This is a genomic window from Arthrobacter sp. P4_F10 (assembly GCF_056401435.1).
The window spans coordinates 1-19,020 of the sequence record NZ_JBFUJJ010000019.1 but is presented as its reverse complement, the minus strand read 5'-3'; the positions used below and the strand labels follow the sequence as shown (position 1 = coordinate 19,020).

17 protein-coding genes are annotated in these 19,020 nt (G+C 67.4%); 12 read left to right on the top strand and 5 right to left on the bottom strand.

Annotation, left to right across the window (positions count from 1 at the left end; all coding sequences use genetic code 11):
- Nucleotides 1-36: 36 nt before the first annotated feature.
- Together AC1DR1_RS16710 and AC1DR1_RS16705 are read right to left on the bottom strand one after the other, a co-directional pair.
- Nucleotides 37-546 carry a hypothetical protein gene (locus AC1DR1_RS16710; protein ID WP_364744787.1) on the bottom strand — a complete coding sequence of 170 codons (510 nt, stop codon included), beginning with the start codon at nucleotides 544-546 and terminating at the stop codon, nucleotides 37-39.
- A 64-nt stretch (nucleotides 547-610) separates the two neighbouring features.
- On the bottom strand, nucleotides 611-2,314 hold the full coding sequence (locus AC1DR1_RS16705) for a serine hydrolase (RefSeq protein ID WP_364744784.1): 1,704 nt from the start codon (nucleotides 2,312-2,314) through the stop codon (nucleotides 611-613).
- A 503-nt stretch (nucleotides 2,315-2,817) separates the two neighbouring features.
- On the opposite strand from AC1DR1_RS16705, the gene AC1DR1_RS16700 reads away from it, so the two are divergent.
- Nucleotides 2,818-4,446 (top strand): HNH endonuclease, encoded by a 1,629-nt coding sequence (locus tag AC1DR1_RS16700; protein ID WP_476992924.1) that lies wholly within the window; start codon nucleotides 2,818-2,820, stop codon nucleotides 4,444-4,446.
- A gap of 120 nt (nucleotides 4,447-4,566) precedes the next feature.
- Here the strand turns inward: AC1DR1_RS16700 and AC1DR1_RS16695 are convergent, their stop codons facing one another.
- Nucleotides 4,567-4,782, bottom strand: a complete 216-nt coding sequence (locus tag AC1DR1_RS16695) for a hypothetical protein (RefSeq protein ID WP_476992923.1) — start codon at nucleotides 4,780-4,782, stop codon at nucleotides 4,567-4,569.
- A gap of 454 nt (nucleotides 4,783-5,236) precedes the next feature.
- On the opposite strand from AC1DR1_RS16695, the gene AC1DR1_RS16690 reads away from it, so the two are divergent.
- The gene (locus tag AC1DR1_RS16690; protein WP_091564911.1) at nucleotides 5,237-5,854 is read left to right on the top strand and encodes a uracil-DNA glycosylase family protein; all 618 of its coding nucleotides are present in this window, start codon (nucleotides 5,237-5,239) and stop codon (nucleotides 5,852-5,854) included.
- A 49-nt stretch (nucleotides 5,855-5,903) separates the two neighbouring features.
- On the opposite strand, the gene AC1DR1_RS16685 is transcribed toward AC1DR1_RS16690, so the two are convergent.
- Nucleotides 5,904-7,157, bottom strand: coding sequence for a type II toxin-antitoxin system HipA family toxin (locus tag AC1DR1_RS16685; protein WP_364744775.1), 1,254 nt, complete (start codon nucleotides 7,155-7,157; stop codon nucleotides 5,904-5,906).
- A complete protein-coding gene (locus AC1DR1_RS16680) occupies nucleotides 7,154-7,456 on the bottom strand; it encodes a helix-turn-helix transcriptional regulator (protein ID WP_229996151.1) in 303 nt (100 codons plus the stop codon). The genes AC1DR1_RS16685 and AC1DR1_RS16680 overlap by 4 nt, the downstream gene beginning before the upstream one ends.
- A 313-nt stretch (nucleotides 7,457-7,769) precedes the next feature.
- Here AC1DR1_RS16680 and AC1DR1_RS16675 point away from each other — a divergent pair, with 313 nt between their 5' ends.
- The 10 genes from AC1DR1_RS16675 to AC1DR1_RS16630 all read left to right on the top strand — a co-directional run.
- Nucleotides 7,770-8,381, top strand: coding sequence for a hypothetical protein (locus tag AC1DR1_RS16675; protein ID WP_364744772.1), 612 nt, complete (start codon nucleotides 7,770-7,772; stop codon nucleotides 8,379-8,381).
- 115 nt (nucleotides 8,382-8,496) lie between these two features.
- Nucleotides 8,497-9,258: a YcnI family copper-binding membrane protein gene (locus AC1DR1_RS16670; protein ID WP_476992922.1), complete on the top strand. Its 762-nt coding sequence runs from the start codon at nucleotides 8,497-8,499 to the stop codon at nucleotides 9,256-9,258.
- 113 nt (nucleotides 9,259-9,371) lie between these two features.
- Complete coding sequence (locus tag AC1DR1_RS16665; protein ID WP_229996198.1) at nucleotides 9,372-10,067, top strand: FadR/GntR family transcriptional regulator; 696 nt, start codon at nucleotides 9,372-9,374, stop codon at nucleotides 10,065-10,067.
- An 89-nt stretch (nucleotides 10,068-10,156) separates the two neighbouring features.
- Nucleotides 10,157-11,218 (top strand): asparaginase, encoded by a 1,062-nt coding sequence (locus AC1DR1_RS16660; RefSeq protein WP_476992921.1) that lies wholly within the window; start codon nucleotides 10,157-10,159, stop codon nucleotides 11,216-11,218.
- Between the two features lie 8 nt (nucleotides 11,219-11,226).
- A complete protein-coding gene (locus AC1DR1_RS16655; RefSeq protein WP_364744765.1) occupies nucleotides 11,227-12,642 on the top strand; it encodes an aspartate ammonia-lyase in 1,416 nt (471 codons plus the stop codon).
- 27 nt (nucleotides 12,643-12,669) lie between these two features.
- Nucleotides 12,670-14,268: an amino acid permease gene (locus AC1DR1_RS16650; RefSeq protein WP_476992920.1), complete on the top strand. Its 1,599-nt coding sequence runs from the start codon at nucleotides 12,670-12,672 to the stop codon at nucleotides 14,266-14,268.
- 131 nt (nucleotides 14,269-14,399) lie between these two features.
- On the top strand, nucleotides 14,400-15,716 hold the full coding sequence (locus AC1DR1_RS16645; RefSeq protein WP_229996061.1) for an ATP-binding protein: 1,317 nt from the start codon (nucleotides 14,400-14,402) through the stop codon (nucleotides 15,714-15,716).
- Between the two features lie 196 nt (nucleotides 15,717-15,912).
- Complete coding sequence (locus tag AC1DR1_RS16640; RefSeq protein WP_229996060.1) at nucleotides 15,913-17,202, top strand: GAF domain-containing protein; 1,290 nt, start codon at nucleotides 15,913-15,915, stop codon at nucleotides 17,200-17,202.
- 331 nt (nucleotides 17,203-17,533) lie between these two features.
- Nucleotides 17,534-18,544 (top strand): alcohol dehydrogenase AdhP, encoded by a 1,011-nt coding sequence (adhP, locus tag AC1DR1_RS16635; RefSeq protein ID WP_364744844.1) that lies wholly within the window; start codon nucleotides 17,534-17,536, stop codon nucleotides 18,542-18,544.
- 113 nt (nucleotides 18,545-18,657) lie between these two features.
- The coding region (locus tag AC1DR1_RS16630) for an acetyl-coenzyme A synthetase N-terminal domain-containing protein (protein WP_476992919.1) at nucleotides 18,658-19,020 on the top strand (363 nt) is incomplete at its 3' end.

The following is a 19,020-nucleotide window of genomic DNA, read 5'->3' as shown; positions in this document are numbered from 1 at the left end:
GCCTGCTGTTTTGCCTTTGAGCTATTTGCCTTTGACTTATTTGCCTTTGACCCGGGCCTGGACGAGGTTGGCGAACGGCAGCCGGCCGTAGTCGTCGCGGAATCGGGCGTGGTATCCGGCCTCCGCTTCGTTGACTGCCTCCGCTGGCAGCTCCTTCCAGGCAATCAGGAGGGAGCCGGGATCGGCGAGTTGCCAGATGAGCCTGCCGTCCCAGTGGCCCGGCGGCTTGCCCTTGCCGAAATCGATGAACTCCTGGATTTGCCGGCGAAGGCCGCGGTTGCCTTTGCTGCCGGCGCCCGCTTTGCCGAGATACACGACGTCGGCGCCGTCAATCCACTCGGCGGTCAGCGCGGGTTCCGGGACGGAAGGGTCCTTTTTCTTGAAGACCCCTGCCGTGCTCTTGGGCAGGAACCGCGGCTCATAGCCTGCGGGCTGCAGCACGGCGAAGATCCCGGTCCGCTGCGGGATCCGGTTGATGTCCAGTGCGGCGAGAGTCCTAAACCCCGTAAACCCGTCTTCCTTGAGTGAGCGTCTGTTGATCGGCATAGGTTCCTTGGCTTGGGGGTGTTCGCCCTAGAAGCTTACGGAAGAAGATCACGGAAGTCCGGGCTCAGTCGCGGGTGAAAGTGCCCAGTCCGGTCTGATCGTAGAAATCGAGCCTGACGCTCGACGCCGTGCCGCCGGGGGCAGCGTCCGCACCGGGGGCGAAGATTGCCCCCGCAAGGCCGTTGCCGTTCTCTCCGATGGATTCAAAGCTGAAGGTGTCGCCGTCGAAGTGCTTGAGTGCGAACCTGGTGGCCCTGCCGTCCGGGCCCAGCTCCAGGGTCAGCACGCCGCTCTCCACCGAAACTTTGAGCGGACCGTAGTAGGAGTTCGCGTAGCTTCCGGTGTAGAAATCGTTGCCGCGTGCCGGTTCGACCTGCGGCGGCACCTGGGAGTAATCGACTTTTGGCTTCTCCGCCTCATCGATCTTCTGGAAAACGCCGGCGGTGAATCCGAACCAGTCCACTGTCGGGGCGCCGTTCTGGGCCGTGTCCAGGAATGCGGCGCAGATAGCTTCGGGGATGCCCTGCGGCCGGCCGTTCGTCAGGGCCACAATGCCTAACTGCTCACCGGGGAGCAGCGAGACGGCGGTCGCGGCACCAAGGTTGAAGGCTCCCGAGTGCCCGAGCGAGAGCCGGGCGTGGTCGTCGTAGGAGACATTCCAGCCCAGGCCGTAGAAGCGGGTGCGGGCGGCCGGTGTCCCGGGAGGGCCCGATACCGCGTGCGGGACATGCGTGACACCCAGCGCGTCCGTGGCGATAACCTCGTTGCCCTCAAAACTGCCGTTGGCGAGCTGCAGGCGGATCCAGCGGGCCAGGTCATGCACGGAGGAGCTGGCCCCGCCGGCGGGTGCTTCGGCGTCGGCGTTCCGGGTGTATTTGGCCACCCAGGTCTTGTTACCAGCGGGCACGTGGATCAATGCCCTGTTCGACGCCTTTTGGTAGTCCGCGTGGCGATAGCTCGTGGATGTCATCCCCAGAGGCTTGAACAAGACTTCGTCGGCGAGGTCTGCCCAGGGCAGTTTCATGGCATCGGCAACTGCCAATGCGCCAGCCGTGTAGCCGAAGTTGCTGTAGTTATAGCTCGAGCGGAAGGAGTCCAGCGGCTCCTGGTTAAGGTGGCTGAGAATGTAGGACTGGTCGAATCCGAGGTCCTCGAGCAGATCGCCCGCCCCCGTGCTTAGGCCGCCTTGATGCGACAACAAGTCGGCGACCGTGGCGTTTCGCGTGACGTAGGGGTCTTTCAACGCAAAGCCGGGGCTGTGGTTGATCACCGGCTCCGTCCAGGAGATGGCCTTGCGGCCCACGGCCACGGCCGCCACTGTGGAGGCCAGGGGTTTGGACACCGAGGCCAACTGAAAAACGGTGTCCGCGTCCACCGTTTCGGGCCTGCCCGACTCCCGCACGCCGAAGCCCTTGGCGTACACCATCTGGTCCCTGTAGACCACGGCAACGGCGACCCCGGGAACACCGGTACTCTCCATCGCGCCCTGGACCATCCCGTCCAGCTTGGCCAAGGCGTCGTTGACCTTCTGTTGGTCCAGGAGTGGTTTGACCTGCGGTTCCGGCGCCGGAAGCAACGATGCCGACGGCGTACCGGAGGCGCCGGGGCCACTGCTTGCGGCACCGGCGGGGGCAGTTTGGGCCGTGCAGGCGGCCAGCAGCGGCATCCCCGCTATGCCCGCGGCCCCGACGCCGACCGCCTTAAGTAGCGAGCGGCGGTCCGAGGGCAGCGAGCCGACCCTCATCGCGATAGATTCCCTTTGTTTCATGGACAACCCTCCGCCCGATACCGCCTGGGGCGTCGAGCTGACGCCCTCTCCCATGATGGACCCGCGCCGGTGTTTGAGACAGGGGATGTCGGGTCCGAGGGACTATCGGGGTGCTCGGGGCGGCATCGAGGCTGGGCACGGAAGGCGGGGGCACTCGGGCCGGCCGACGGAAGGCGGGGGCACTCGGGCCGGCCGGCCGTTCTGCGGGTCTGCCAGCCCGTAGGAAACTCAGACATTTTCACCCTCGCCAGTTCCGCCTCTGGCTCTGGCTCTGGCTCCGGCTCCGGCTCCGGTTCCGCCTCTGGCTCTGGCTCTGGCTCTGGCTCTGGCTCTGGCTCTGGCTCTGGACTCAGCATCATTCTGGCGCCCCGCGGTGTCCCGGCATCCGCAGGACCCGCACGTCCCCACCTCGACACCCGCCCGCGAAACCACGTATGGCGCGAACCTCGCGGGCTCCTCCGGCTGTGCCTATTAATGTCAGACCCCCTTGGGAGACTTGATTCATGGACGGCAATCAGGGGCCCGAAGTGGTTCCGGCAGACTCGGCACCGGCAAATGCTGTGACGGTCGCTGCACTGGCCCGGATCCTGGCCTTCCTCCCGGCTCCGGACAGCGCCGCCGCACTGATCGACGAGATCCGGTACCTGGAGGACCTGAAGTCCGCCATGGCAGCCCGGCAGGCCCGGCACGCCGTCGCCTTCGACCTGCTCCAACGCCACGAGCAGACCGCCGCCGGGGTCCCGGCCGAGAAACTCGGCGCCGGGATTGGCGCGCAGATCGCCCTCGCCCGGCGCGAATCCCCCGCCAAGGGCGGCCGGCTCCTGGGCCTGGCCAAAGCCCTGGTCACCGAGATGCCGCATACCCTCGCCGCGCTGCAGACCGGACAGCTCAACGAATGGCGCGCCACCCTGCTCGTGCGCGAAACCGCGTGCCTGGCCGCGGTTGACCGGGCCGCCGTGGACGCGGACCTCGCCGCGGACACGGGCACCCTCGCCGGGGTGGGTGACCGGCGGCTGGTGGCCGCCGCCCGTGCCGCCGCGTACCGGCTGGATGCGCGCACCGTCACCGAACGCGCCGCGCACGCCGCCACCGAGCGCTACGTCAGCCTCCGCCCCGCCCCGGACACCATGTGCCACCTCACCGCCCTGCTCCCGGTCACCGCCGGCGTCGCCGTCTACACCGCCCTGACCCGGCACGCCGACACCCTCAGGAACAGCGGGGATCCGAGGGGCCGGGGGCAGCTGATGGCTGATGCCCTGGTCGAACGCAGCACCGGCACCCCCGGCGGGATCACCGGAGTCGAAATCCAGCTCGTCATGACCGACCGCACCCTCTTCCAGGCCGACGCCGAACCGGCCCGGCTCCCCGGCTACGGCACCGTCCCCGCCGGCTGGGCCCGCAGCCTCATCAACGGCACAGCGGCCACAGAATCCGCCGGATCCCCTAAACCCGGTGGCTCGGCAGGCAGTTCCCCGGAAGCCGTCGGCGGCGCGGCCCAGAGCACGGACACGGAGACAGGACTTGGCATCGGGGGCGGGCCCGCCCCCGGCACGGGCCCCGGCGGCATAGCCGGCGGTTCCCCGGGACCCGGCAGTCCCCCTAGACCAAAGGGCGCTGCCGGGACATCCGATGACACCGCGTTCGGCGTGTGGATCCGCCGGCTCTACACCCACCCCGGCACCGGCGGGCTCGTCGCGATGGACTCCCGCACCCGGATCTTCCCGCCCGGGCTCCGCCGCCTCATCCAAGTCCGCGACGAAACCTGCCGCACCCCGTACTGCGACGCGCCCATCCGCCACCTGGACCACATCATCCCCTGGCACCACGGCGGCCAAACCTCCCAGGCCAACGGCGCCGGACTCTGCGAAGCCTGCAACCACACCAAGGAAACGCCCGGCTGGACCGTCCGCCCCGCACCCGGATCCGCTTCCAGCCTCAGGGACAGGCACAGGCACACCATCGAACTCACCACCCCCACGAGCCACACCTACCACTCCACCGCGCCACCCCTGCCGGGCACGCCGCTCCGCCGATCAGCCACGGATCAGCCGGGCTCCCGCGACCGRCGCCAGCTCCGTCACCAGGCCAAAACGCTGAAGCGCGGGAGGTTCAATGTGGTTGCTGCAGCCTAGGGACCAGTCAGCTGGCTGCCGTGCGGGACCCGGCTGACGCTGGCCGGGCCACCGGAGGTCGGGCGACGGGCCGCTACTCGAAGAACTCGATTCGCGGCTCGCCTTGGACTCCGCCACGCTTCATGGCGTCCAGCAGTTCTGGGTTGGCAAAGAAAAACCGCGCGTTGTCGACGGAATCGAAGTAGTGAAGCACGAGGACGGCGTTGGGTCGCCTGCCAACTGGTGGACGGACTGCTGGGTAACGCCGCTGCTGGACTGCAGTTCGCCCACGGAATCGTAGACTTTGCGCCATTCGTCGTAGTCGGCAACCTTATGAAAAACCACGGAAAGTGCCATGGCGATGCTCCTTGCTGGGACGGGGAGCTGCCCGCGACGGGGGCTCCACGTTCGGTTGGAAAGCGACCGGTCCCAGCCTCTGGCCGCGCTGACAAATTTGACCCGGCGACGGCGACGGCGACGGCGACAAAGAAAAACGCCCTCCCACCCCGGGTGGCGGGCTGACGTCAGGCCTGCAGGTACCTTCGCGATCTCGCTATGAGACGGCTCGGACACTTCCATGTCCCGAACAACCCGGCGTCATCAGTTGGTTACCTGCAGGCGCTTTAAGCCTACGCCCGCCTCAACTCCATCACCAGAGGCCGAAAGCCACCGGCCCCACCACGAAGACCATCGTGACAACCCCACTATGGAGGCCCGGCCACAAAGGCCCCGGCCGAAACACCCCCCGCCGCAAAAGCGTAGAGTGGAGGAAGCCGCCTGATTCTGGACGCCAAGTGCTGAGGGAGAAATCGTGACGATTGACTGGGACGAAAAAAAGACCCTGCTGCAGGAGCCGAACATCGCCGCCGTGACGCAACTGTGCGACGAACTCATGGAGAAGAAGCCTGGATCGGTGGTCCCGTACATCGACCCCATCCATGATGAGGACGAATGCCGGATCGTCAGCCTGCATATCAGCCCCGGCAAGGGCACAGAATCGGGCTTTGTTTCGCACTTCAACGACGATGAAGCCGCACGCCGCGCCACCTCCATCTACGAGGCCGCAGAGCTCGATCCCCGCTATGTGATGCCGTGGAACGCGTACCCGTGGATCCGCGATCCGGACGCTTCCTCGGCCCTGAACGTCCAGGAGAAGACGGACGGCCTTCGGCCCTTCCGCCAGTTCCTCAAGATCAACAAGCGCGTCTCGGCCGTTATTGCCCATGGCGCGGACGCCCACTCCTTCCTGACGCTCTTCGAGAAGACCTACCATTCCTCGCTGAAGAACCATGGCGTCAAGATCTACAAGGCCACCGCGCTCGGCGGCCGCGCCTTCGCAGTCTCTCCGGCCAAGCAGGAAGAGCTGCTCGCCAAGAACGTTGAAGTCTACAAAGACGCCATGCAGCGGGCCGGCATCCAGCACCTCTGAGGCTTCACGCAGCAGCATCCGACGCTGGCAACAACCGACGCCGGCGGCCTCAGCCCGCCAGCAGCCTGCGCCGGTGCTTGAGTTCCTTGACCCAGTCGCGGGTGACTAGCGCCGAAAACGGCGAGGCGCCGTCGTCGGTCATGGAGCGGAACGCCGTGCCCGCCTGAAGGTCCGCCAGCAGCGGCTCCGACGCCCTCAGCGCGAGTTCCAGCACCTGGACAGCCGCACGCTCGGTCAGCCCCATCCCCGCGGCCCAGCCCAGGAAGTGCTTCCGGGAGATCCCCGTCCGTTTGCCGTCCAGGGTCAGGGCCAGTGTCTTGTCCCCGTAGACCACAGTGGAGGGGATGTCGTACACCGGCGCAATGGACCACTCGCCGGCCGGTTGCTGCACCATGGAAACGTTTTTTGCGTGCAGGTCACCGTTGCCCGTAAGCCACGCAAATGCCGCCTGGAGGGCCAAATTCCGCAGCGCGGGCAGCGGCGCCGCGCAATACGCCGCAAGCGCATGGCACACCTGCCCGTATCCCACGTTGTACTTGTCCGCAGGGTAAAGCCCCAGCACCTGTGCCCCGTCCTCGACGGCGAGCCGCTGCACCGCCCCGGCCGCCGCCTTGGGCGCACCGGATACAGGCTCACCGGATACAGGCACCCGGTCGAAGCGCTCCACGAGCAACCCCGGCCGGCCAGCGACGTCGCGGATCAGCTGGACCCGGCTCAAGGGGATCCGCAGCCGGGCCGCGTAGCGGAACATCACAAATTCGTTTTCGACGACGTGCGGGAACTCGGGCGCATTGAGTTTGAGGATGTACCGTCGGCCGGCGCTGGCCACCGGCATGGAGATCATGCCTGCGGACAGCTTGTCCTGCACGCCGGCCAACGCCACCGGGTCGATCAGCCCGGAATCCCCCAGAAGGGCCTCGAAATCCAGGGGCGTCCCGGGGTCAAGCTCGACGGCGTGCTCGTCCGGGTCCAGCTTCTCGCCATGGCCAACGATTTGCACGTCACCCACCGGGTTGGCACCGGCCGCGATGAGCAGGGACAGCTCATCGTCCACGCTGGTCTTGATGGAGCGGCGCAGTGCATTCAGCCGCCGGCCCTCCGGCAGGAGCCCGGTGAAATACGGCGGGGCTGCCCCCGCCGCGGACAGCACCGGGTCCGGAGCCAGCGGCAGGGAACTCGCGACAGCTGGTCCCCCGGAAGCCAGATAGGCCGGCAAGTAGCTGAACCTGGTGCCGCCGTCGTGCCGTTCCAGCCGTGCCGCCAGCACGCCGGCCTTGTAGATGTCTGCGATGCGGTGCCTCATGGCCGGACTTCCGGGCCGTTCCGCAGTTCGCTGTGGGCCCGAAGTTCGTCGTTGTCCCGAGGGCCGGCGAGGCTCCGGGCGGCGGCGCTGGTGCGGGTCTGGACCCGGAGCTCCAGCCCCAACGTGTCAATGAGCGCCAGCAGGGAATCCAACTGCACCGTGCGTTTGCCCTGTTCGACAAACCGGACGAAGCGCTCTGAGACCCCGGCCAGTTCGGCCAATTCGCGCTGGCTCAACCGGAGCGACCCGCGCCGGGCCCGGACGTCGGCTGCGAGCTCGTCCGGAAACGAGTTCTCCATGGCCGCCTCCCCGTTGATCAAAATACGCCCGAGCCACCCTGCCCCCATAGGTACGAACGTGCCGTTTTGCGTGCATTTTCAGTATAGAGCGAACAAATGCGCCTGCACAGTGCTATTCCGGCACGTTCGTACCGGCGCGGGTGCAAATGGCAGGGACAGCCTGCTGGGGATGCAGGCCTGGGATTCATGGCGCCCGCAGTCACAGAACGGACGGCTCTGCCGGGTGGGGGCGTAGCGGTGCACAATGACCCTTAGGATTTAAGGGGCCCAAGAAAACCAGCCCGCCCAGGGAATCCGGAAAGGACTGCTCAGCATGACGCACGCTTCCTTCCGGCTGTTCCGCACCGGGCTGATCGGATCCATCATCGTGGCACTGGCGGCCGGCGGCCACCTGGCCGGCGGGGGGCGGCTGCCCGAGCCGGTGATCGTGACGGCGCTGTGTGCCGTGGCAATCGTCCCGGTGGCCATCCTGACCCGCTTCCGACTGTCCTTTCCTGCCCTTGCCGGGCTGCTGGGAGTGGGCCAATTGTGGCTGCACTGGTCGTTCGGCGCTCTGTCCGCAGGGGCGCCCGCGGCCGGCCGGGCGCGGATGGTCGAGGGCCATCCGGGCCATGCGGCGGCTGCCATTTCCCCGGAGATGCTCGACCCGTCCATGGCGGTGTCCGCGGCCGATATGGGCGGAGCCATGTTCGCCGCCCACGCGGTGGCTACCCTCGGCACGGCGCTGCTGCTCGCCCGCGGTGAGCGGGCACTGTCCGCACTGGCCTCCTGGCTGCGCCCACTCGTGCAGCTGCCCCGCCCCTGCCCCGCAATGCCGATGCGCGCTCCCGGCCCCTGCACAGTCAACCTGGCCCTCCCCAAAATCCGGGTTGGCCTCCGCCTGCCGACCCGGCGCGGACCTCCGGAACCGCTGCCCGCCGCCTGACCAACCCCTTTCACACACGGACGGGGGCCACGGGCGGCCACCCGCTGCTACCGCCGGACGAACACCGGACCGGCCGGTTCCCACCGTTTATTCGTTAGTGAAAGGCCCCTTTGCCATGAAATCCTCCCTCCGCCGCACCCTCAAGACCGCCGCGGCCGCCACGATGACCGCCGGCCTGCTCGCCGCCGGCGCTGCAGCCGCCTCCGCCCACGTCCACGTCGACTCCGACGACCCGGCCGCGGGCGGCTACAGCCACCTGACGTTCAATGTCCCCAATGAGTCCGACTCGGCCAAGACCAGCAAGCTCGAAGTCACGCTGCCCAGGGACACGCCGTTCACTTCGGTGTCGGTGAAGCCTGTCGAGGGCTGGAAAGCCGTAATCACCACGAGCGAGCTGCCGAAGCCGATCACGATCGCCGGCGCCACGGTCACCAAGGCTCCGAGTTCCGTGGTCTGGACGGCCGACGAGGCCCACCAGATCGGGCCAGACGAATACCAGGCCTTCTCCCTCTCCGTCGGCGTCCTGCCGGACGCGGGAACCACGGTGACGCTGCCGACGGCCCAGACCTACACCGACGGGACTGTCGTGAAATGGGACGAGAAGACGGTAGAGGGGCAGGCGGAACCCGAGCACCCGGCGCCCTCGTTCGTGACCACGGCCAAGGACGCCGATGCCCATGCCGCAGCCCCCGCCGCAGCCACGACTACGACGGCCCCCTCGCCGTCCGCCGCCCCGGTCGCGGAAGCAAGCACATCCGGTGATGCCGGCTCCGTGGCCGGCTGGATCGGCCTGGCCGCAGGCCTGCTCGGACTCGCCGCGGGCCTGACGGCCCTGGCCCGCACCCGCCCGTCCGGGTCAAGTAACTCAGGCAAGTAACGCAGTTAAGTAACCTGCCCCGGACCTCCGGCGCGAGAGACGACGGCGGCCCCGGACATCCGGGGCCGCCGTCACAATTGACACCGCGGTGTGATCCCTGCCATGTTTTAAGGGTGAACCTGTCAGACAGCCGGACAGCAGGACAGCCTTTGGCCCGCCTCAGTGCCGCCGAAGCCGTTTTCAACGTCCTCCGCTCCGAAATCGAATCCGGCAAGCTCGGCGTCGGCGCCAAGCTGAGCTCCGAGGCCAGCCTCGCCCAGCAGTACGGCGTGAGCCGCTCCGTGGTCCGCGAGGCATTGCGCTCCTGCACCGCCCTGGGCCTGACCGTCACCAAGACCGGGCGGGGCACGTTCGTCGTCGCCAACCACGTGGCCAAGGACCTGGTCCTGGGCCAATACTCCGCACGAGACCTCACCGAGGCCCGTCCCCATATCGAGGTTCCTGCCGCCGGACTGGCCGCGGAACGCCGTTCACCCGAGGAGCTGGACACCATGCGGGAGATCGTTGCCGCGATGAGCGGCGAGGACGACCCGGAAGTGTGGGTGGGCCTGGACTCCAGCTTCCACGCGATGATCGCGCGGGCCAGCGGGAACAAGGTGTTCGAAAACGTCGTCGCGGACATCCGGGATGCCCTCGCCCACCAGTCCGAAACCCTGAACATGGTGGCGGACCGCCAGCACGCTTCCGACGAGGAGCACCGGCGCATCCTGGCCGCGATCGAAGCCGGCGACGCGGCGACGGCGCGCATCGCCATGAGCCAGCACCTCCATGCCGTTGGCATCGCCCTCGACTCGATCCTCAACGCCTGACGGCAGATTCCTGACGCCGTTGTCAGCACCAAAAGCACCAACAGAGTGACCAGCCACCACAACCACACCGACCGCCACCAAAGGACGCAATGATTTCCCCTGCTCTCGCGCACGCCCCGACGCTGCTGGCCCCGGAGCGGCTCCCGCAGCACGCCCCGCTCGCGGTCCAGACCCGGGACGGCATCGTCGAAAGCGTCCACTACGGCTCGGTCATAGCCACCGCAGCGGACGGCCGGATCCTCCTGGCCGCCGGCGATCCCCTCGCCCCGTTCTACCCGCGGTCCGCTCTGAAGCCCCTGCAGGCCGTCGCCATGGTCCGTGCCGGGCTGGAGCTCCCGGACGATCTCCTCGCCCTCGCAGCCGCCAGCCATTCCGGAGCCGCCACCCACCGTGACGGCGCGCGGCGCATCCTGGACCTGCATGGCCTGACGCCCGCGGACCTCGAGAACAGTACTGACCTGCCCTACGGCGCCCGCGAGCGAGAGGACTGGCTCGGGGACGGCGGCCAGGCGACCCAGCTGGCGCAAAACTGCTCCGGAAAGCACGCCGCGATGGCTGCCACCTGCGTCATCAACGGCTGGCCGGTCCAGGGTTACCTTGACCCGGCGCACCCGCTCCAGCAACTCGTGGCCCAAACCGTGGTGGACCTGACCGGCGAGGACCCTCAGGCCACCACCACTGACGGCTGCGGCACCCCGCTGTTCGCACTCACCCTGCGCGGCATGGCACGGGCCTTCGGCCGCCTGGCCGCGGCCGCCGGAGCCGGCGGCAGTGCAGTAGCGGGATCCAGTGCGGAAGCCGCCGTCGCCCGCGCCATGCGCCGCCACCCCGAGATGGTTGCCGGCGAAGACCGAGACGTCACCGCGCTGATGCGGCTGGTTCCCGGCATGCTGGCCAAGGACGGCTTCGAGGGCGTCCAGCTGGTGGGCCTCCCGGACGGCCGCGCCGTCGCCGTGAAGGTCTCCGACGGCGGCGACCGCGCCAGGATGCCCGTCACCGTGCGGGTCCTGACCGCGCTCGACGTCGACACCTCGTCCTTGGGGCGCCTCGCCGCGACCCCTGTGCTGGGCGGCGGCCGGCCCGTCGGGCTGCTGCAGGCCACCGATTTCCTCGCTGCCCCCACGACCCCCCGCGCCCCCGACGACCTGTAAGGACCGCCATGACCTCGCTCGACGAACGTGCAGAATTCCGCTCGGAACACGACCTCCTGGGCGACCGGGATGTCCCCGCCGACGCCTACTGGGGCGTCCACACCCTCCGGGCCGTGGAGAACTTCCCCATTACCGGCCAGCCGCTGTCCTCCAACATGCACCTGGTCCGCGGGCTGGCCGCCGTGAAACTCGCCGCCGCACGCACCAACCAGGAACTCGGGCTCCTCGACGCCGAGCGCGCCGCGGCCATCGCGGAAGCCTGCGCCGACGTCATGAACGGCAAGCTCAGCGAACAGTTCGTGGTGGACGTCATCCAGGGCGGCGCCGGGACGTCGTCGAACATGAACGCCAAYGAGGTCATCGCCAACCGGGCCCTGGAAATCCTCGGACACCCCAAGGGCGACTACGCCCGGCTGCACCCCAACGACCACGTCAACCTCAGCCAGTCCACCAACGACGTCTACCCCACCGCGGTCAAGCTCGGCACGATCTTCGCSGCCCGGGAACTGCTSGAAGCCCTCACCGAACTCGAGGACGCCTTCGCCGCCAAGGCCCTCGAGTTCCGCACGGTGGTCAAGATGGGCCGCACCCAGCTCCAGGACGCCGTCCCCATGACGCTCGGCCAGGAATTCGGCACCTACGCCGTCACGATCGGCGAGGACCGGCTCCGCCTGGCCGAAGCCGACCTGCTGATCCACGAAATCAACCTCGGCGCCACGGCGATCGGCACCGGCCTGAACGCACCGGCCGGGTACGCCGAGGCCGCCTGCCGGCACCTGGCCGAGATCACSGGGCTGCCGCTGGTCACGGCGGTGGACCTGATCGAGGCCACCCAGGACGTCGGCGCCTTCGTGCACCTCTCCGGGGTGCTCAAGCGGGTCGCCGTGAARCTCTCCAAGATCTGCAACGACCTCCGGCTTCTCTCCTCCGGCCCGCGCGCCGGATTCGGCGAAATCAACCTCCCCGCCGTGCAGTCCGGCTCCTCGATCATGCCCGGCAAAATCAACCCGGTCATCCCGGAAGTGGTCAGCCAGGTGGCCTACGAGGTGATCGGCAACGACGTCACCATCACCATGGCCGCAGAAGCCGGCCAGCTCCAGCTCAACGCCTTCGAACCGATCATCGTCCACAGCCTCCACAAGAGCATCTCCCACCTGGAAGCCGCCTGCCGCACCCTCACGGCCCGCTGCGTCCGGGGCATCACCGCGAACACCGAACACCTCCGCCTCACGGTGGAACAGTCAATCGGCCTCGTCACCGCCCTGAACCCGCAACTGGGCTACGCCACGGCCACGGCCATCGCGCAGGAAGCCCTCGCCACCGGCAAGGGCGTCGCGGAGCTCGTACTCGAACATGGACTGCTCACCGCCGAGCAGCTCACCGAGCTCCTCAGCCCACAACGCCTGGCCAACCTGAGCAAGTAGCGCACCTCCGAACCCCGAAGGACCCTCATGACTCATCCCGACACTGCCCGCGCCCTAAAACAGCCAACCCAAGAACTACCGGCCCCACCACGAGAAGCCATCTCCGACCACACCATTCCGGCGCATGCCCACGCCTCCGGGGCCGCGCTCCACGCCGAAGACCAGGGCTACCACAAAGGCCTGAAACCCCGGCAGGTCCAGATGATCGCGATCGGCGGCGCCATCGGCACCGGCCTGTTCATGGGCGCCGGCGGCCGCCTCGCCACCGCCGGACCGGCCCTGATCATCAGCTATGCGGTCTGCGGGTTCTTCGCCTTCATGATCCTGCGCGCCCTCGGCGAACTCGTGATGCACCGGCCGTCGTCGGGCTCCTTCGTCTCCTACGCCCGCGAATTCTTCGGCGAGAAAGCCGCGTTCGTTACGGGCTGGCTGTACTGGCTGAACTGGGCCATGACGGCGATCGTGGACATCACCGCCGTCGCGCTGTACATGAACTTCTTCAAGAAGTACTGGGCGCCCATCGCGGACGTACCGCAGTGGGCCTGGGCCCTGGCGGCCCTGATCCTGGTCCTTGGCCTGAACCTCATCAGCGTCAAGGTGTTCGGCGAGCTTGAATTCTGGTTCGCGCTCATCAAGGTCGTGGCGCTCGTGTCCTTCCTGCTCGTGGGCATCTACTTCGTCATCTTCGGCACACCCGTGGCCGGCCAGGAGGTCGGCTTCAGCCTTATCGCGGACAACGGCGGCATGTTCCCCAACGGCCTTCTGCCGGCCATCGTGGTGATGCAGGGCGTCGTGTTCGCTTACGCCTCGATCGAACTGATCGGCATCGCCGCCGGCGAGACCGAAAACCCGGAGAAGATCATGCCGCGGGCCATCAACACGGTGATTGTGCGCATCGCCGTGTTCTACGTCGGCTCGCTCGTGCTGCTTTCCCTGCTGCTGCCCTACAGCTCCTACAAGGCCGGCGAAAGCCCCTTCGTGACATTCTTCGGCTCCATCGGGGTGGACGGCGTGGACGCCATCATGAACCTCGTGGTCCTTACCGCGGCGCTGTCCTCGCTCAACGCGGGCCTCTACTCCACCGGCCGGATCATGCGTTCGATGTCCGTTTCGGGTTCCGCGCCGAAGTTCGCCGCCCGGATGAACAAGTCCGGTGTCCCTTACGGCGGCATCGCCCTCACTGCCGGCGTGGCTGTCCTGGGCGTGATCCTGAATGCCGTGGTCCCGGCCGAGGCCTTCGAGATCGTCCTTAACGTCGCATCGCTGGGCATCATCAGCACCTGGGCCATGATCGTCCTGTGCCAGATGCAGCTTGCCCGGCTCGCAGCCCGCGGAGAACTGCTCCGGCCCGCGTTCCGGATGCCGGGCGCACCCGTCACGGGCTGGATCACCCTGGCATTCCTTCTGGCGGTGCTGGTCCTCATGGCCTTCGACTCGCCTGTAGGAACGTGGACCATCGCCTCCCTCGCAGTCATCATCCCGCTCCTGATGCTCGGCTGGCGCCTCTGCCGGCACCGCATCCTGGAGATCGCCGCGGTCCGGGACGGGTTCACCGGCCCGTATCCGCTCGTCGCCGCCCGGCCCATGGGCAGCGCCGATGGGAGCGCCGACGGGGATTCGGAGTGACACCCCGGCAGTCCGCCTCCGCGTAACGCAACGTCCCCGCAACCTCTCATGCACCCCGTTCGCATATGCTCAGCAGACCAGCCCACACTGGCGCCCACCGGCTCAGCGACGAACCATCCGGGAGACACTTCATGACCAACTGGCGGATCAGGGACTTCCATTCGGCCGACCTTGACGGCATCCTGCACCTCTGGGAATCCCTCAAAGAATCAAATGTGGAGCCCGTCTACGCGCTCTCGGAGGTCCTGGCCTCGTGCGAAAAGGACCACGCCGTCGTCGCGGTGCAGGGCGAGCAGGTGGTGGGCGCCGCCGTCGGACGGGCCGCGCATGACCAGGGCTGGATCGTTTTCCTGGCCACGTTGCCCGAGTTCCGGGGCCGCGGAATCGGCACCTCGCTGCTGGCCTCGGTCGAGAACCGGATGGCCCCGCACGGGCTCAACAAGCTCTCGGCCCTGATGCCCGAATCCGAAACCCGGGTGGAGGCGTTCCTGGGCCGCGGATTCGCGCTGAAGAAGAACCTGCGCTACTTCGAACGGAAAATCCCGGTCCAGCGCCAGGAGCTGGAACCCCTCAGCCTGCTTGGCGGCCGGATCCTGGCCCGCGACCTGTGGGAGAACGTGGCCGGTATGCGCAACGAGAAGGAACTGCTGGAACGCCGGCTGGTCCTTCCGCTCGCCGAGGCCGACCTCGCCGACGAATACGGCGTGGTGCCGCCGCGGGCAGTGGTCCTCTTTGGACCGCCCGGTACCGGCAAGACGACGTTTGCCAAGGCGATCGCGTCCCGGCTCGAATGGCCGTTCGTGGAGGTTTTCCCCTCCCGGCTGGCCTCCGACCCCAAGGGGCTGGCCGGGGCGCTGCGCGAGACCTTCCTGGAGATCGCCGAACTCGAGCACGCGGTGGTCTTCATCGACGAGGTGGAGGAGATCGCCGCGCAGCGCTCGGGCGAACCGCCCTCTCCCCTGCAGGGCGTCACCAACGAGCTCCTCAAGATCATCCCCGCCTTCCGCGAACAGCCCGGCCGGCTCCTGGTCTGCGCCACCAACTTCATCCGGGCGCTGGATTCGGCGTTCCTGCGCCACGGCCGGTTCGATTACGTCATCCCGATCGGCCTGCCGGACCGGCAGGCCCGCGAGGCGATGTGGCAGCGCTTCATTCCCGTCGCCGTGGTGGACGACGTCGACGTCGAGCTCCTGGTGGACCGCACGGAAGGCTTCTCCCCCGCGGACATCGAGTACGCGGCCCGCAGCGCCTCCCAGCGGGCTCTCGAAAAAGCGGTGTACGACGACGGCGGCTTGGCGTCCGGCGGCAGCGCCTCAGTCCGCGAGGCGGTCCGGAAGGGTCCGGCCACCCAGGACTACCTCGATGCGATCGCGGACACCCGCACCACGGTCAGCGCCGAAGTGCACCAGCAGTTCCTCGAGGACATCGACGACCTGGGGCGCGTCTAGATGAACTCCGTCAGCAGGTTGTGAGGGGGCCAGGCCGCGATCAAGGTGCCCAGCGGCAGTATGCTTGTGATTGGGTCACAGTTGGGCCCCAATTTCGCTTGACGACAATGGAGCCACCGTGCGTAGTCCCCGGTCGCTATCTCCAACCCCAGTAAAGGCCCCGACGCCGTCTGCTGCCAGGCGTGTCACAGCATCGATGCAGCTCGGCATCAGGTCCGGGCAGGGGCCGCTTCGCAGAATCATTGAAGAGTCCTGGAAGCGTTCGCTGCGGCTGCAGGCCAACCCTGACATGCCGCCGTCCTCGGTACTCCTCGATGGTGAGGCGCTTGAGGAGTACCGTCGCGGCCATCCGCTGGCGTCAATCATGCCGGTGATTAACAAACTGCTGATTCAGCCCAGTTCCGAACAAGGGTTGCTCGTGGCCGTCGGGGATGAGCTGGGCAGGCTCCTGTGGGTCGACGGGGATGCTGCCCTGCGCCGGCGTGCCGAGGGCATGCTCTTCGTTGAGGGCGCGGACTGGTCCGAGGCCAGCGTGGGCACCAGCGCTCCTGGAACCGCCCTGGCGCTGGGCCGCAGCATCCAGGTTTCCGGTCCCGAGCATTTCAACCGGGCTGTTCACGCGTGGAGCTGCACGGCGGTGCCGTTCCGTGATCCAGATACCGGGGCCGTGATCGGAGTCCTGGATATCACCGGCACCGAGACGGCAGTCGCTCCGCATACCCTTTCCCTCGTGGAGGCTGCGGTCGCGGCCGCACAGGCGCAGCTGCGCGTGGAGCGTCTTCTGCTGGCCGCCGCGAAGCGCGACCGGCTCGCACGGCGGCGAAAACCTGTTTCCGCCACCGGGCCCAGAACGGTTCCCAGCAGCCCGGTCCGAAGCCTCTATCGCAACAGCCTGCAGCTGCTCGGCCGCGACCACGCGCTGCTCAGCATCGAAGGAAGAACGGTATCGCTGTCTCCGCGGCACAGTGAGATGCTGGCCCTGCTGAGCATCCATCCGGATGGTCTCAGCGGCGAGGAGCTGGGCAGCATGCTGTTCGGGGAAGTCTCAGCCATGACACTTCGGGCGGAGATGGTCCGGTTGAGGAAAGTCCTTCAGCAGTTCAATCCTGCCGCCGTGCCGGAATCCCGGCCCTACAGACTCACCGTGGACGTGCTGCCGGACGCCGGACAGGTTCTCAGTTGCCTCCAGCGCGGGGCACACAGGGTTGCCCTGGAAATTTATCGCGGCCCGGTGTTGCCTCGCTCGGAGGCTCCGGGTGTGGTGACGCTGCGGAGGCGCGTCTCCACACTCCTTCGGGAGGCGGTTCTAACGGACGGCAGCGCGGAAGCCCTGCTCCAGTATGCGGAACTTCCCGAAGCGAGCGATGACATTGCCGTCCGCATGGCAGCGCTGAAGCTGCTGCCGCCCCGCTCACCCAAGAGGGCTGCGGTGGTGGCCGACCTGGAGCGCCTGGAATCCGAACTCGGAACACGCCAGCCCGGGTGACCTGACTCACAAGGCTGCAACCTCGTCGCAACCCTCCCTTCCCTAAGCTTTAGGCAACAGCCATCATCCTGCTCAGCAGAAGTGCCGGGGATGATTGTGCTTCACACTCCAGACCAGGACTGCCTGGGTCACGTTCCACGGCAGCGACGCGGACTGGAACTGTGGCGGGTTATCCATACCCTGACAATCCGCGGGCCTCACCGCACACCCCAGGTGAGGCTTTCGGCGGACAACGGGCTTCACGCCCGGCTTCTGGCCCGATGTTCAATTCATGCCTGCGCATTATTTGCTGCGGCTACAAAACGACGAAGGAATATCGACAATGACGACGATGAAAGCAGCTGTAGTTACTGAATTTGGTAAGGATCTCCAGATCCAGGACCTTCCTGTCCCCACCCCGGGACGCGGCGAGGCACTGGTCAAGGTCATCACCACGGGTGTCTGCCACACCGACCTGCACGCCGCGGAGGGAGACTGGCCGGTCAAGCCGTCACCGCCGTTCATTCCCGGCCACGAAGGCGTCGGCGAGGTCGTGGCCCTCGGCGAGGGCGTCACCGATCTGGCCGTCGGCGATTTGGTCGGCAACGCGTGGCTCTGGTCAGCCTGCGGCGACTGCCAGTACTGCCGGACCGGCTGGGAAACCCTGTGCGAGACCCAGCAGAACGCCGGCTACAGCGTCGACGGTTCCTTCGGCGAATACATGCTGGTGGACAGCCGTTTTGCCGCCCGCATTCCGGCCGGATCGGACCCGGTGGAAATCGCACCCGTGCTCTGCGCCGGCGTCACCGTCTACAAGGGCCTGAAGATGACCGAGGCCAGGCCGGGCCAGTGGGTCACCATCTCGGGGATCGGCGGACTCGGGCACATCGCCGTCCAGTACGCCGTAGCCATGGGGCTGCGGGTCGCGGCAGTGGACATTGCCGACGACAAGCTCGCCCTGGCCAAGAAGCACGGCGCCGAACTGACCGTCAACGCCCTGCACGAAGACCCCGTCGAAGTCATTCAGCGCGAAACCGGAGGATGCCATGGAGTCCTGGTCACGGCAGTGCACCCGTCAGCGTTCGGGCAGGCCATTGGGATGGCACGGCGTGGCGGAACGATCGTGTTCAACGGGCTGCCGCCGGGGGACTTCCCGGCGCCGATCTTCGAGATTGTGCTCAAGGGCCTGACGGTCCGCGGTTCCATTGTGGGAACCCGGCAGGATCTGGAGGAAGCCCTGGAGTTCTACGCCCAGGGCAAGATCCACCCCACGGTGTCCACGAGGGAGCTCTCCGAAGTGAATGCTGTTCTTGACGAGATGAAGCACGCCAAGATCGACGGCCGCGTGGTCATCAAGTACTGAGCAATCCCGGCTGGCTGCGCCGGCGGCGTATCCCTAGGCACCCTGGGGATACGCCGCCGCCGCAGGCACGCATTTGTCACCGCAGAATATGTAAGAAAGAACAGGGGTTACCCATGTCCAACGCCCGCACCGTGGTATCACCCGGCCTCATCCAGGCAGGCGACGCTTTCGAAAACCTGTCCCAGGAGAACCGCCGGTTCGCGCCTTCGGCCGAGTTCGCGGCGAATGCGGTGGTCACCGCCGGCGAGTACGCCGAGGCCGACGCCGACCGCCCCGCGTTCTGGGCGAAGCAGGCCCGGGAACTGCTGAGCTGGTCCAAGGACTTCACCCAGGCGCTTGACTGGTCCAACCCGCCGTTCGCGAAGTGGTTCGTCGGCGGGGAGGTCAACGCCGCCTACAACGCCCTGGACCGGCACGTCGAGGCCGGCCACGGGGACCGGGTGGCGATCTACTYCGAGGGCGAGCCCGGCGATACC

What these genes read in the sequence shown, in the direction of transcription:
- AC1DR1_RS16680 (WP_229996151.1), bottom strand. Translation starts at nt 7,456, where the DNA reads ATGGAGAACTCGTTTCCGGACGAGCTCGCAGCCGACGTCCGGGCCCGG.
- AC1DR1_RS16645 (WP_229996061.1), top strand. Translation starts at nt 14,400, where the DNA reads ATGACCAACTGGCGGATCAGGGACTTCCATTCGGCCGACCTTGACGGC.
- adhP (WP_364744844.1), top strand. Translation starts at nt 17,534, where the DNA reads ATGAAAGCAGCTGTAGTTACTGAATTTGGTAAGGATCTCCAGATCCAG.
- AC1DR1_RS16675 (WP_364744772.1), top strand. Translation starts at nt 7,770, where the DNA reads ATGACGCACGCTTCCTTCCGGCTGTTCCGCACCGGGCTGATCGGATCC.
- AC1DR1_RS16660 (WP_476992921.1), top strand. Translation starts at nt 10,157, where the DNA reads ATGATTTCCCCTGCTCTCGCGCACGCCCCGACGCTGCTGGCCCCGGAG.
- AC1DR1_RS16685 (WP_364744775.1), bottom strand. Translation starts at nt 7,157, where the DNA reads ATGAGGCACCGCATCGCAGACATCTACAAGGCCGGCGTGCTGGCGGCA.
- AC1DR1_RS16640 (WP_229996060.1), top strand. Translation starts at nt 15,913, where the DNA reads ATGCAGCTCGGCATCAGGTCCGGGCAGGGGCCGCTTCGCAGAATCATT.
- AC1DR1_RS16705 (WP_364744784.1), bottom strand. Translation starts at nt 2,314, where the DNA reads ATGAAACAAAGGGAATCTATCGCGATGAGGGTCGGCTCGCTGCCCTCG.
- AC1DR1_RS16710 (WP_364744787.1), bottom strand. Translation starts at nt 546, where the DNA reads ATGCCGATCAACAGACGCTCACTCAAGGAAGACGGGTTTACGGGGTTT.
- AC1DR1_RS16695 (WP_476992923.1), bottom strand. Translation starts at nt 4,782, where the DNA reads ATGGCACTTTCCGTGGTTTTTCATAAGGTTGCCGACTACGACGAATGG.
- AC1DR1_RS16650 (WP_476992920.1), top strand. Translation starts at nt 12,670, where the DNA reads ATGACTCATCCCGACACTGCCCGCGCCCTAAAACAGCCAACCCAAGAA.
- AC1DR1_RS16670 (WP_476992922.1), top strand. Translation starts at nt 8,497, where the DNA reads ATGAAATCCTCCCTCCGCCGCACCCTCAAGACCGCCGCGGCCGCCACG.